The organism is Pseudomonas sp. UBA6276 (assembly GCF_002438365.1).
In the GTDB taxonomy this organism is placed as follows: Bacteria; Pseudomonadota; Gammaproteobacteria; order Pseudomonadales; family Pseudomonadaceae; genus Aquipseudomonas; species Aquipseudomonas coleopterorum.
Genome location: NZ_DJUS01000004.1, coordinates 1 through 12654 on the forward strand (window position 1 = coordinate 1; position 12654 = coordinate 12654).

Here is a 12654-nt window from a genome sequence, read left to right on the forward strand (position 1 = left end):
ACGAGCTTGAAGCGCCGGCCGATCACGCGCGCGTTGCGGAACTCGGCACGGACCTGCTCGGGCGTGGCGCTGGTGGCGACATCGAAATCCTTGGGCACGATGCCCAGCATGAGGTCACGTACGCAACCGCCTACCAGATAGGCCTGATAACCCGCGCTCTGCAGGCGCTCGACGATGCCCACGGCGTGGCGGCTGAACTGGCTGCGTTGCAGCGAGTGTTGACCAGCATTGAGCACTTCGGGCGTGGTGCGCCGGTGCTGCGGGTGACGCGCGGGAGTATTCAAAGACTTGAACAGCTTCTTCAGCATGGGATGCACTGTTTGAAGGGATTTTCGGCCATATACGAAGAACGACCGCATGATGGGCGGGGATTCTAGCATTTAGTCGAGGGATGGTGTAGGAGGCAGCGCCGGTCGGCGCAAGCGGCAGGACAAAAGCCGGAAACTACAAGGGGAGCCGAAGCTCCCCAAGAAGTAGTTGCGTGCTCTGTTTTTATTTTTTGTCGGGCTTCTTGTTTTTGTTGAGTGCCCTGTCCACCAAACCTGGGTTCGGGGGTGGCTCCCTATTCGGGAGCAAGAGCAAACGGATTGCTTTGGTCGCTGTGCTGTGATGATCGCGGTGATCCAACCAGTTCTGGCTTCTGCTTCAAAGCAGTTGTTGTGGTTCTCTGCCTGGCTGCGGGTTTCCCCAAAAACAACGCCTCTCCAAAAGAATCAGTTAGCTGCGCCTCCGCCGTGTTGTTCTTGTTATGCGTGAGTCGATTCGTCTTGTTCTTGTTATGGGTTTGCTTGCTTGTTGTTGTTCTTGTACCAGAGATATAGCAGGTCCCATGCCAACTTTCGCGAGTCCCAGTAGAACGGGGCTTTGCGGGTAAAAGGCCGGTGGTCGAGGGTCAGAATCGACCCGGGATTCGTTACCGATGGAACCGTGTTTTGTTACGTCGCAGGCCTAGGGTAACAGTTTGTCACGGCTACCCGTCAAGCCGCGAAACCCGCGGGCTAGAGCTGAAACGTATCAGCTTTCACTGGCCACACTCGACTTGCGCCGCGGGATGCCCAGGCGCTGTCGACGCTCCCATAGACACTTGCGGCTGACGCCCAATTTGCGCGCCAATTCAGTCTCGGTCATGTGGTCTTGATGCTCCAGCACGAAGTGCTGGAAATAATCTTCCAGAGAAAGATCTTCGGTGGGGTCGTGAGCGGTGTTGTTGGCCCCGTTCGGTTGGGAAGGCAGGCCGACGAAGTCATCGGTGTCCTGCAGATCGGCGAGTTCGATGTCGATGCCCAGCAGCTCGGCCGATATCTCGGTGCTCTCGCTGAGGATCACCGAGCGCTCGACGGCGTTTTCCAGTTCGCGAACGTTACCTGGCCAGGAATACTGCCGAATCGCCTGCTCGGCATCGGCGGCGAAACGCAGGTCGGTACGTCCGATCCGGGCGCTCTGGCGAATCAGGAACGCCTTGGCGATCTCGCCGACATCGGCACCACGCTCGCGCAATGGCGGCAGCTTCAGCGCGATCACGTGCAGGCGGTAGTAGAGGTCCTCACGGAACTGGCCCAGCTTGGCCAGGCTTTTCAGGTCACGGTGAGTCGCGGCAATCAGGCGAACGTCGACTTTCTGCGACTGTACCGAGCCCACGCGGCGAATCTCGCCTTCCTGCAAGACCCTGAGCAGACGTGCCTGAGCCTCCAGGGGCAGCTCGCCGATCTCGTCGAGAAACAGCGTTCCGCCATCGGCGGCTTCGACCAGTCCGGCACGCCCGGCGCTGGCGCCGGTGAAGGCACCTTTCTCATGGCCGAACAGTTCGGACTCGATCAAGGTTTCCGGGATCGCGGCACAGTTGACCGAGATCATCGGCGCCTTCGCACGCTTGGACAGGTTGTGCAGGGCCCTAGCGACCAGTTCCTTGCCAGTGCCCGATTCGCCCTGGATCAACACGTTCGAATCGGTCGGAGCGACCTTGCGGATCTTGCTGTAGAGATCCTGCATGGGCGGGCAGGACCCGATGATGCCGATATCGCCATTGGCGTTCTGCGCGGCTGGTTTGTCGGCGCCTGGCTTGTTTGCCGGCCGTTCGACGGCCACCGCCGGTGCGTTTTGCCGATCGCGCAGGATGCGTGCGGCAGCTTGGAGCATTTCATCGTGATCGAAGGGCTTGGCGATGTAGTCCACCGCGCCCATCTTCATCGAGTCGACCGCCGAGCGCAGGCTGGCGTAGCTGGTCATGATGAGTACCGGAGTGCCTTCGCCCAGCTTGATCAGCTCGGTGCCTGGCGCACCGGGCAGGCGCAGGTCGCTGATGATCAGGTCGAACGATGGAATGCTGAACCGCTCCTGCGCTTCCTGCACGGAGCCGGCCTCACTGACCTGATACTGGTTGCGTTCGAGCAGGCGACGCAGGGCAGATCGAATGATGGTTTCGTCTTCGACGATCAAAATATGCGGCATTGATTCTATTCTCTCGACGGTCTCAGTTCACAGCGGACGTCGCTTCGACATGACGCGGCAATGTCACCCGAATCCGGGTACCGCGCTGGCTCTGGATATCGGCCGGGCTGTCGATGGTGATCTGTCCATAATGCTCTTCAACGATGGAATAGACCAGAGCGAGCCCCAGTCCGGTCCCTTCGCCCGGATCCTTGGTGGTGAAGAACGGTTCGAATAACCGATCCATGATGTTCTTGGGAATGCCGCTGCCCTCGTCTTCGACGATGAGGTCGACGGTCTGTTCGCTCGCCTGGGTCTTGACGCGTACCGCGCCGCCGGCCACCGAGGCGTCCCGCGCATTGGACAACAGATTGATCAGCACCTGTGCCAGACGTTGTGGATCGCCCACAGCCCAGTGCTCGGGGTCGCACAGGTTGTAGAACTGGATCTCGAAGTTGCGGCGATTCAGGGCCAGCAGGCCAATGGCATCTTGGGCCACCTGGGCCAGATTGACCGGCTCATCGCTGTGCTGGTGGCCACCGGCATGGGCAAAGCTCATCAGCGACTGGACGATGCGCGACACGCGCTTGGTCTGTTCGAGAATCTGGCTGCTCAGTTCGGTGATCTCGGCGTCTTCCTCGCGCTCTTCGCGCAGGTTCTGCGCCAGGCAGGCGATGCCGGTGATCGGGTTGCCGATCTCGTGGGCCACCCCGGCCGCCAGCCTGCCGATGCTGGCCAGGCGTTCGGAATGCACCAGCTTGTCTTCGAGCATCTGCGTTTCGGTCAGGTCCTCGACCAGCACCACCAGGCCACTGTTGCCCGGTGCCAGTGGCTCATCGATGGCGGCCTTGTGCAGGTTCAGCCAACGGGTCTGCCCATCCAGAGCCAAGCGTTGCTTGTGCAAATGTTCGTCGGGCACGTTGATGAAGTCGATCAGCAGGCTGCGCCATGGCTGGCTGATGGTCACCAGGCGCGAGCCGACCACGTGCTGGGCAGGCACCCCGGTCAGGTCCTCCATGGCCTTGTTCCACATCAGGATCTCCTGATCCTTGGCCAGCGAGCAGACGCCCATGGGCAACTCCTGCAGGGTCTGGCGGTGGTAGCGACGCAGCGCATCCAGCTCGGCGGCCAGGCCGGTCAAACGCGAGTGGTAGTCTTCCAGGCGGCTTTCGATGAAGTGGATGTCTTCGGTCACATAGTTTTCGCTGCCCGACTTGTAGGGCAGGAACGTCTCGACCATGTCCTGGGCCACGCTGGGGCCCATGAGGCCGGACAGGTTGGCCTCGATCCGGTCACGCAGACGGCGCAAGGCGTAGGGCCGTCGCTCGTCGAAGGGCAGGTAGAGATCACGCAGGGCTTGTTCCACCTCCCGCTGGGCAGCCTTGGCGCCCAGCGGTTTGGCCAGCTGCGTGGCGAACTCCTGGGGCGAGGCGGCGTGCAGCTCGCGGCGCTGCGGGCGGCGTACGTTGTCCACCGCACAGGCTTCGGCGGCACTGACCTCTTCGGTGCTGGCAGCGGTGAACAGCGAGATCAGCGTGAACAGCAAGACGTTGGCCGCCAGCGAAGCAATGGCTGCCATGTGCCAGCTGGTGTCGTCGAGCACGTAGATCATGTTCAAGCGCGGAATGTAGAAGCCTTGCAGGTTGCCGATCAGCGGCAAGAGCATGGTCACCATCCAGACCGCCATGCCCGCCAACAGACCGGCGATGAACCCACGGCGATTGGCCGTGGGCCAGTACAGCACCGACAGCACACCCGGCAGGAACTGCAGCGTGGCCACGAAGGCGACGATACCCAGGTGAGCCAGGTCCTGCTTGGCGCCCAGCAGCAGGTAGAAGGCATAGCCGGCCATGATGATGGCGACGATCAAGGCTCGACGCGTCCACTTCAGCCAGCGGTAGATATTGCCTTCGGCCGGCGGCTGGTACAGCGGTAGCACAAGATGGTTGAGCATCATGCCCGACAGCGCCAGGGTGGTGACGATGATCAGCCCACAGGACGCAGAGAGCCCGCCGACATACGCCAGCAGCGCCAGCGCCTGGCTATTGGCGGCGATGCCAACCCCTAGCGTGAAGAATTCCGGATTGGTGGTAACGCCCAGGCGCAGGCCCGCCCAGAGGATCAGCGGCACCGCCAGACTCATCAGCAGCAGGAACAGCGGCAGCCCCCAACTGGCGCTGACCAGCGCACGGGGGTTGAGGTTCTCGGTGAAGACCATGTGGTACATGTGCGGCATGACGATCGCCGACGCGAAGAACACCAGCAGCAGCGTGCGCCAGGGCCCCTCTTGCAGGGGCGCATGCAGCGAAGCCAGCGCGGTCTGGTTCTGCAGCAACCATTGCTCCAGATCGTGCGGGCCGTCGAATACACCGTACAGGGCGTATAGGCCGATACCGCCCACCGCGATCAGCTTGATCACCGATTCGAAGGCAATGGCAAACACCAGTCCCTCGTGCTTCTCGCGGGTCGCGATATGACGCGAGCCGAAAAAGATCGTGAACAAAGTGATGAGCACGCAGAAGCTCAACGCCACTCGATTCTGCACCAGCTCGCCGGTCATGATGCCGATGGAATCGGCAACCGCTTGAATCTGCAGCGCCAGCAACGGCAGTACGCCGACCAGCATGAACACGGTAGTCAGCGCGCCGGCCCAGGTGCTGCGGAAGCGAAAGGCGAACAGGTCGGCCAGCGATGACAGCTGATAGGTGCGCGTGACCTTGAGTATCGGATACAGCAGCACCGGCGCCAGCAGAAAGGCGCCGGACACTCCCAGGTAGCAGGCCAGAAAACCATAGCCATACTGATAGGCCAGGCCAACCGTGCCATAGAATGCCCAGGCGCTGGCGTAGACGCCCAGTGACAGGGTGTAGGTCAACGGATGGCGAATGATCGCCCGTGGGATCATGCCGCGTTCGCTGACCCAGGCTACCGCGAACAGCACCAGCAGGTAGGCTGCGCTGACCAGCAACATCTGGGTAAGGCTAAAGCTCATCGGCATCACGCTGGCTCTGCAGGATAAAGGTCACCACGATCAGAATCAGCCATAGCAGGTAGGGTCGATACCACGCACCGGTGGGCTCGATCCACCAGTCCATGATGGCGGGGGAGAACAGGTAGATCCCCACCACCAGAAGCAGGACCAATCGATAGATATACATGCTGGCCTCGGGGTAGGGTCGTGTGCAAAAACGGTGCGGCGATGGTAGCGGATCGGCGTGTCGCTGCGAAGGGGCGGGTATGACCCGGCTGCCGATCACTCGCCCAGCTGCGCCTCTGCCACCGTGCGCACACGGGGAATCGCATCACTGTTCCAATGCGCCACGCCCCAACCCAGCACATCCTGAACGCTGCCGTCGGCCAGATCGGCCTCAGGTGCCTGGCCCAGCGCGCGCAGGGCACGCACCAGCAGGGGAGCTGCCTGATCCGGATCCAGGGGAGGAGATCGGTAACTTTTGCCCAGCTTGTTGCCATCGGGCTGGATGATCAGAGGGACATGCAGGTACCGCGGTTGCGGTAACCCCAGCAACTCCTGCAGATACAGATGGCGCGGTGTCGAATCCAGCAGGTCGGCACCGCGAACGATATCCGTCACTCCCTGCCAGGCATCGTCCAGCACCACCGCCAGTTGATAGGCATACAGACCGTCGCGACGACGGATGACGAAGTCCCCCGACTCGCGGCCCAAATGCTGCGAATACGCACCCTGCACTCGGTCCTCGAAGCGATACAGCAGTTCCGGAACGCGCACGCGGATGGCTGCATCCTCGGTCGTGTGCCCGGCATTGCGACAGGTGCCGGGATAGATGCCTTGATAGGGTTCCAGCTGTTTGCGCGAGCAGGTACAGGCATAGGCCAGCCCCTGCGCGAGCAAGCGGTCGATTACCTGCTGGTAGGCGTCATGACGCAGGCTTTGATAGACCACTTCGCCATCCCAGTGCAGCCCGTAGCTGTCCAGCGTCTGGAGGATGGCTGCCTGGGCACCGGCGACTTCCCGCGGCGGATCGAGGTCCTCCATGCGCACCAGCCAGCGACCGCCCGCAGCGCGTGCGTCCAGCCAGGACGCCAGGGCGGCCACCAGGGAGCCGAAATGCAGGTAGCCGCTCGGAGTCGGGGCGAAGCGACCTATATAAGGAGGGGTTGTCATGGGCGCAGGATTCTACGGGCAATACAGATACAAAGGGGCGCCGTGGCGCCCCTTTGTCGACAGGTCATTTGCCGACCTGTTTTTCCTTGATTTCCGCCAAGGTCTTGCAGTCGATACACAGATCGGCGGTCGGACGTGCTTCAAGACGGCGAATGCCGATCTCGATGCCGCAGGATTCGCACCAGCCGTACTCTTCGTCTTCGATCAACTGCAGCGTCTTGTCGATCTTCTTGATCAACTTGCGTTCACGATCGCGAGCGCGCAATTCGAGGCTGAATTCCTCTTCCTGACTGGCCCGATCGGCCGGGTCAGGAAAGTTGGCGGCTTCGTCCTTCATGTGGTCGACGGTGCGATCCACTTCCTGCATCAAGTCCTGTTTCCACTTGTTCAGGATCTTGGTGAAGTGAGCACGCATCGGCTTGCCCATGTACTCCTCGCCCTTCGTCGGAACGTAGGGAGCGAAACCGGACAAGTTGCCAGTGTTTTGTTGCTTTTCATTGGTGGGCATGAATCAACCGCCTCTCGCTCTACTAATCCATTGCGCAGGATGATCCTTCTCCGGCACCCGCCGGCCCTGCGACTGCAAGCCGGCGAACTTACCAGATCGAACCAGCACGCGCTACTCCCGGTTGTCGTGCCTGGAACGCCTGCGTCGCAGGCACGATGTGGTGGGTTTCGATCGCGCGTTCGGTGAAACGTTCGATGCAAAGGTTCGGTAGAATCGGCTTTTTTCGCTGCCACAAGGAATCCCCATGGCTCCGCTCTACAGCGCACGCAGTCGCGCCATCGAACCGTTTCACGTGATGGCGCTACTGGCCCGGGCCAATGAACTGCAGAGCCAGGGGCACGATGTGATCCACCTGGAAATCGGCGAGCCGGACTTCACCACGGCCGCCCCCATCGTTGCTGCCGGACAGGCCGCATTGGCCGCCGGGCATACCCGCTACACCGCTGCACGGGGGCTGCCGGCACTGCGCGAAGCCATCGCCGGCTTCTATCGACAGCGCTATGGCCTGGACATCGATCCCCAGCGCATCATGATCACCCCGGGCGGCTCGGGCGCCTTGCTGCTGGCGGCCAGCCTGCTGGTCGATCCCGGCAAGCACTGGCTTCTGGCTGACCCCGGCTACCCGTGCAATCGGCACTTCCTGCGCCTGGTCGAAGGTGCTGCCCAACTTGTCCCGGTGGGTCCTGAGCAGCGTTATCAACTCAACGCCCAGCTGTTGGCGCAGCATTGGGACGAGCACAGCGTCGGAGCCTTGGTGGCATCCCCGGCCAACCCCACCGGCACGTTACTGGATCGCGACGAATTGCGTGCCTTGAGCCAGGCCGTGAAGGATCGCCAGGGCCATCTTGTGGTCGACGAGATCTATCACGGTTTGACCTATGGCACGACCGCCGCCAGTGTGCTGGAAGTGGATGACGATGCCTTCGTCCTAAATAGTTTTTCCAAGTATTTCGGGATGACCGGTTGGCGCCTCGGCTGGCTGGTTGCACCCCCTCAGGCTATCCCCGAACTGGAAAAACTGGCGCAGAACCTGTACATCAGCGCCCCGAGCATGGCGCAGCATGCGGCACTGGCCTGCTTCGAGCCGGCCACGCTGGAGATCTTCGAACAGCGCCGCGAAGCATTCGGCCAGCGCCGCGATTATCTGTTGCCTGCGCTGCGCGACTTGGGCTTCGCCATTGCCGTCGAGCCTGAAGGCGCCTTCTACCTGTACGCCGATATCAGTGCATTCAGCGACGATGCCTTCGCATTCTGCCAATACTTCCTGGAAACCGAGCACGTGGCCTTCACGCCGGGGCTGGACTTCGGTCGTCACAAAGCGGGCCACCATGTCCGCTTCGCCTACACCCAGAGCCTTCCGCGTCTGGAACAGGCCGTGACGCGGATCGCTCGTGGCCTGCAAAGCTGGCAGGCAAGATGATCTTCTCACCGGCCCTGGAGCAAGGGCGTCTGATCCAGCGCTACAAGCGGTTTCTCGCCGACATCGAGCTTGAAGACGGCGAGCGGCTGACCATTCACTGCCCCAATACCGGCTCGATGCTCAACTGCATGATGCCCGGCGGTCGCGTCTGGTTCACGCGTTCGAGCGACCCCAAACGCAAGTTGCCGGGTACCTGGGAGATCAGTGAAACGCCGCAGGGGCGCTTGGCCTGCATCAATACTGCGCGGGCCAATGCGCTGGTAGAGGAAGCGTTGATCGCCGGCAGGATAGCGGAGCTGGCCGGATTCTCTGCATTCAAGCGCGAGGTGCCCTATGGTCAGGAGCGCAGCCGTATCGACTTCCGTCTGGATTACCCGGATGGCTGCGCGTGGGTCGAAGTGAAGAGCGTAACCCTGGGCTTTGCCGACAGCCGCATCGCAGCGTTCCCCGATGCCGTGACCCAGCGAGGCGCCAAGCACCTGCGTGAATTGGCCGCGCTGGCCCGCAGCGGCGTGCGCGCTGTGCAGCTGTATTGCGTCAACATCGATGGCGTGGACGCCGTAAGATCGGCGTCGGAGATCGACGCAGGCTACGCGCTGGCGTTGCGCCAGGCGGTGGATGCCGGTGTCGAGGTGTTGGCCTATGGCGTGCACTTGGATTCGCACGAGATCGTCATCGACCGTTGCCTGCCGGTGATCCTGTAACCCTCGCGGGGTAGGGCGCCACGGATCTCCAGGCAAAAAAAGACCCGGCAAAGTGCCGGGTCAATAACCGTGATTAGCCTGATGAGGAGACATCTGAAAGTCCGAACCAAGGGCCTTCCAGAGATCACCAGTCTCGCGACTGGATGTGATAATCATAACGATTCTCATTTAAGAGTCAAGTGCTCTGCGCATTTATTTGCGTTGGCTGTGCAAAATGGGTCTAGAACCTGCCCGGAGGCAGCAGGGCCGCGACCTGACGGTTCAGGCTCTGCTTGCGTTCGCATGACAATTCGCTCCAGTGCATATCCCGCAACGCTCCCTCGATCGCATAGAGAAGCACCTTCGAAGCGCGAAAACCGCGATGCCTCACTGCGCAGTACGCCTGTACGGCACCTGCCCGGCGAAGATCGGTAGCATTGTGGATACCGACAGCATGAAGCCATTGAGCGGAGGTCTTGCCCAGATTCTTCAGGGCCAGAAGTTCATCGGTCATCAAACCTCCTGGCGTCGGCCAAGGCATGAGAGGGGGAACGATGGGGCAGGCAGCAGCAACCAGTGTAGCGGCGGCAGACCGGCGTGCCGCGTGGCCGGTCTGCTCGGATCGAGCGCTACGGTGTGTTACAGCCCTGGCAGGCGTTGACGGATCTGCTCCACCAATTTATCCAGACTGCCGCTTTCATGGGTTTCCACGCGACGGGTCTGCAGCAGCTCGGCCTCGCTCAAGGGTTCGCGGCTCGCTTGCTGGGCGTCGATCACCGCCTGGGTAGCGTCGGAAGGGTCGTCGGAATGGGCCTGACGCTGCTGCAGCCAGCTGGAAATCACCGCCGCCGGCGCGTTGCAATCCAGGATCAGGAAAGGCACTCCGGTGGACTCGGCGATTTGCGCCGCTGCCGCGCGTTGCCCGGCTTTGAGGTACGTCGCGTCTATCACCACCGGCAGGCCGGCGCGCAGCACGTGTTCTGCCAGCTTGTGCAGGTGAAGGTAGGTCGCTTCGCTGGTGCTGGCGTCATACAGGCCCGTCTCGGCGGTCTGGGTGCCGAACAAGCGCTTGCGCTCCACGTCCGAGCGCAGGCGGATCGCACCCAGCGCCTCGACCAGGCGCAGAGCGACGTGACTCTTGCCCACTGCCGATACGCCGCTGGTTATGGCCAGGAAGCGCGAAGGGATGGCGCTGTAGCTTTCCGCCAGGTTGGCGTAGTTGCGGTACTGGCGCAGCGTCGTTGCGCGCTGCACACCGGTGGCGTCCGGTGACAGGCTGAACAGCGCCACCTTGGCCCGCACCAGCGCGCGGTAGGCCTTGTAGAAGTTCAGCAGTTCGAGGCCTTGGTAATCACCGGTCAGTTCCAGGTAATGACTGATGAAGCGTCGCGCCAGGCTCTTCAGACCGCGGTCTTCCAGGTCCATGGCCAGGAAGGCGATGTCGGCATAGACGTCGGTGAACCGGAACGGCTCGTTGAACTCGATGCAGTCGAAGATCACCACTTCGCCATCGATGACGGTAGCGTTGCCCAAGTGGATGTCACCATGGCACTCGCGGATGAACCCTTCTTGCTTGCGCAGCGCCAGCAGCGGTTCCAGGCGCACATAACTGCTTTGTGCCCAGGCCTGCAAGGCATCCAGCTGGGCAAGGTCATCCTTGTCGGTGAGGAACGGGCGAATCTGCTCGAAGTTCTGTTCGACCGGAGCCATTGCCGCCTTCGGCGTGCCGGCTTCGTGCGTATCGGCGACCACGGGGGCCGCACGATGGAAGTCGGCAATCTGCCGTGCCAGCGAATCCACATGCGCCTGTGTCAGTTCACCGTTGGCCTGCAGCGTGCTCAACAGATTGCCACCCTCGAATTGGCGCATCTGCAGTGCGTATTCGATCGGCTCACCTTCGCCGCCCAGCACAGGCGCTTCCGCGCTGCCGGTGATCGGCAGCACCTGCAGGTACAGATCGGAGGTCAGGCGCTGATTGAGGCGCAGCTCCTCGGCGCAGAAGTGGGCGCGATCGGCCAGTGCGGAGAAGTCCAGAAACCCGAAGTTCATCGGTTTCTTGATCTTGTAGGCGTAGGGGCCGGTCAGTATCACCCAGGAAATGTGCGTCTCGATGACCTGGAACCCTTCCACCGGATGCGGGTACAGGGCCGGGTTTTGCAGGGCGGCGATCAGGGTCTGGCTCACAGGCGATCCTTCATAGGCTGGGATGATTTCAAGGCCGTCATTATGGCCAGTGTCTGCGGTGATGCAAACCGCCAACGGTCCCTGCCCGCGACAAATCAAAGTGCGTATAATCCGCCGCCATGACTCGAACCCGATCTTCCCGTACCCCTAAAAAACCCCCATCTGGCGGCCTTCGCACCTGGCTCGGCTGGGGCCTCAAGCTGGGCCTGGTAGGCCTGGTGATCCTCGCCGGCTTTGCCGTCTACCTGGACGCGGTTGTCCAGGAGAAATTCTCCGGCAAGCGCTGGACCATCCCGGCCAAGGTGTACGCCCGCCCGCTGGAATTGTTCGTCGGCCAGAAGCTGGCCAAGAATGATTTCCTGACCGAGCTCGATGCGCTCGGCTACCGTCGGCAAACCACCGTCGATGGTCCGGGCACCGACTCGGTCAACGGCAATACGGTCGACCTGAACACCCGTGGCTTCCAGTTCTACGAAGGGCTGGAACAGCCCCAGGCCGTGCGTGTGAAGTTCTCCGGCGATTACGTCTCGGAACTCAGCGGCAGCGGTGGCAAGAAGGTCGCGGTGGTGCGTCTCGAACCGTTGCTGATCGGTGGCCTGTACCCGAAAAACCTCGAGGACCGCATTCTGATCAAGCTCGATCAAGTGCCACCTTATCTGCTCGACACCCTGGTGACCGTCGAGGATCGCGACTTCTACCACCACTTTGGCGTCTCGCCCAAGTCCATCGCCCGCGCCATCTGGGTCAATACCTCCTCCGGCGCCATGCGCCAGGGTGGCAGTACCCTGACCCAGCAGTTGGTCAAGAACTTCTACCTGACCAACGAGCGCAGCCTGACCCGCAAGCTGACCGAAGCGATGATGGCGGTGCTGCTGGAATTGCACTACGACAAGGGCGAAATCCTCGAGGCCTATCTCAACGAGGTCTTCGTCGGCCAGGACGGCCAGCGCGCCGTGCACGGCTTCGGTCTGGCCAGTCAGTTCTTCTTCAGTCAGCCGTTGTCCGAGCTCAAGCTGCACCAGGTGGCATTGCTGGTGGGTATGGTCAAGGGCCCGTCCTCCTATAACCCGCGTCGCAATCCCGAGCGTGCCCTGGAACGCCGCAACCTGGTGCTCGACCTGCTGGCGCAGCAGGGCGTAGCGACCCAGGAAGCGGTCGACGCCGCCAAGAAGATGCCCTTGGGCGTGACCAAGCGCGGCAGCCTGGCGGACAGCTCCTTCCCCGGCTTCCTCGACCTCGTCAAGCGCCAGTTGCGCGACGATTATCGCGACGAAGACTTGACCGAAGA

General features: G+C 61.8%; 10 protein-coding genes and 1 pseudogene. 3 read left to right on the forward strand and 8 right to left on the reverse strand.

Annotation, left to right across the window (positions count from 1 at the left end):
- The 6 genes and pseudogenes from B2V21_RS00520 to dksA form a co-directional block, all read right to left on the reverse strand.
- A pseudogene (locus tag B2V21_RS00520) lies at nucleotides 1–308 on the reverse strand (polynucleotide adenylyltransferase PcnB); the annotation flags it as partial.
- Between the two features lie 706 nt (nucleotides 309–1014).
- Nucleotides 1015–2448, reverse strand: coding sequence for a sigma-54-dependent transcriptional regulator (locus B2V21_RS00525; protein ID WP_049858682.1), 1434 nt, complete (start codon nucleotides 2446–2448; stop codon nucleotides 1015–1017).
- Between the two features lie 22 nt (nucleotides 2449–2470).
- Nucleotides 2471–5425, reverse strand: a complete 2955-nt coding sequence (locus tag B2V21_RS00530) for a sensor histidine kinase (protein ID WP_286915717.1) — start codon at nucleotides 5423–5425, stop codon at nucleotides 2471–2473.
- Nucleotides 5409–5585, reverse strand: a complete 177-nt coding sequence (locus tag B2V21_RS00535; RefSeq protein WP_003250005.1) for a hypothetical protein — start codon at nucleotides 5583–5585, stop codon at nucleotides 5409–5411. Before B2V21_RS00535 ends, B2V21_RS00530 begins: the two co-directional genes overlap by 17 nt.
- A gap of 95 nt (nucleotides 5586–5680) precedes the next feature.
- Entirely contained in the window at nucleotides 5681–6571 is an 891-nt protein-coding gene (gluQRS, locus tag B2V21_RS00540) for a tRNA glutamyl-Q(34) synthetase GluQRS (RefSeq protein ID WP_049858683.1), read from the reverse strand.
- 64 nt (nucleotides 6572–6635) lie between these two features.
- The gene (dksA, locus tag B2V21_RS00545; RefSeq protein ID WP_049858684.1) at nucleotides 6636–7079 is read right to left on the reverse strand and encodes an RNA polymerase-binding protein DksA; all 444 of its coding nucleotides are present in this window, start codon (nucleotides 7077–7079) and stop codon (nucleotides 6636–6638) included.
- A 244-nt stretch (nucleotides 7080–7323) separates the two neighbouring features.
- Between dksA and B2V21_RS00550 the strand changes: the two genes are divergently transcribed.
- Entirely contained in the window at nucleotides 7324–8499 is a 1176-nt protein-coding gene (locus B2V21_RS00550; RefSeq protein WP_286915718.1) for a pyridoxal phosphate-dependent aminotransferase, read from the forward strand.
- Nucleotides 8496–9203 (forward strand): DNA/RNA nuclease SfsA, encoded by a 708-nt coding sequence (gene sfsA / locus B2V21_RS00555; RefSeq protein ID WP_286915719.1) that lies wholly within the window; start codon nucleotides 8496–8498, stop codon nucleotides 9201–9203. Before B2V21_RS00550 ends, sfsA begins: the two co-directional genes overlap by 4 nt.
- 220 nt (nucleotides 9204–9423) lie before the next feature.
- Here sfsA and B2V21_RS00560 read toward each other — a convergent pair whose 3' ends face one another.
- Nucleotides 9424–9696 carry a TfoX/Sxy family protein gene (locus B2V21_RS00560; RefSeq protein ID WP_286915720.1) on the reverse strand — a complete coding sequence of 91 codons (273 nt, stop codon included), beginning with the start codon at nucleotides 9694–9696 and terminating at the stop codon, nucleotides 9424–9426.
- A 125-nt stretch (nucleotides 9697–9821) separates the two neighbouring features.
- On the reverse strand, nucleotides 9822–11366 hold the full coding sequence (locus B2V21_RS00565) for an AAA family ATPase (RefSeq protein ID WP_286915721.1): 1545 nt from the start codon (nucleotides 11364–11366) through the stop codon (nucleotides 9822–9824).
- 119 nt (nucleotides 11367–11485) lie between these two features.
- On the opposite strand from B2V21_RS00565, the gene B2V21_RS00570 reads away from it, so the two are divergent.
- On the forward strand, nucleotides 11486–12654 hold a 1169-nt coding region (locus B2V21_RS00570; protein ID WP_286915722.1), incomplete at its 3' end, for a transglycosylase domain-containing protein.

Bases quoted from the DNA above. Each gene is read 5' to 3' on its own strand.
- B2V21_RS00525 (WP_049858682.1), bottom strand. From the start codon at position 2,448: ATGCCGCATATTTTGATCGTCGAAGACGAAACCATCATTCGATCTGCC.
- B2V21_RS00530 (WP_286915717.1), bottom strand. From the start codon at position 5,425: ATGCCGATGAGCTTTAGCCTTACCCAGATGTTGCTGGTCAGCGCAGCC.
- B2V21_RS00560 (WP_286915720.1), bottom strand. From the start codon at position 9,696: ATGACCGATGAACTTCTGGCCCTGAAGAATCTGGGCAAGACCTCCGCT.
- gluQRS (WP_049858683.1), bottom strand. From the start codon at position 6,571: ATGACAACCCCTCCTTATATAGGTCGCTTCGCCCCGACTCCGAGCGGC.
- sfsA (WP_286915719.1), top strand. From the start codon at position 8,496: ATGATCTTCTCACCGGCCCTGGAGCAAGGGCGTCTGATCCAGCGCTAC.
- B2V21_RS00535 (WP_003250005.1), bottom strand. From the start codon at position 5,585: ATGTATATCTATCGATTGGTCCTGCTTCTGGTGGTGGGGATCTACCTG.
- B2V21_RS00550 (WP_286915718.1), top strand. From the start codon at position 7,324: ATGGCTCCGCTCTACAGCGCACGCAGTCGCGCCATCGAACCGTTTCAC.
- dksA (WP_049858684.1), bottom strand. From the start codon at position 7,079: ATGCCCACCAATGAAAAGCAACAAAACACTGGCAACTTGTCCGGTTTC.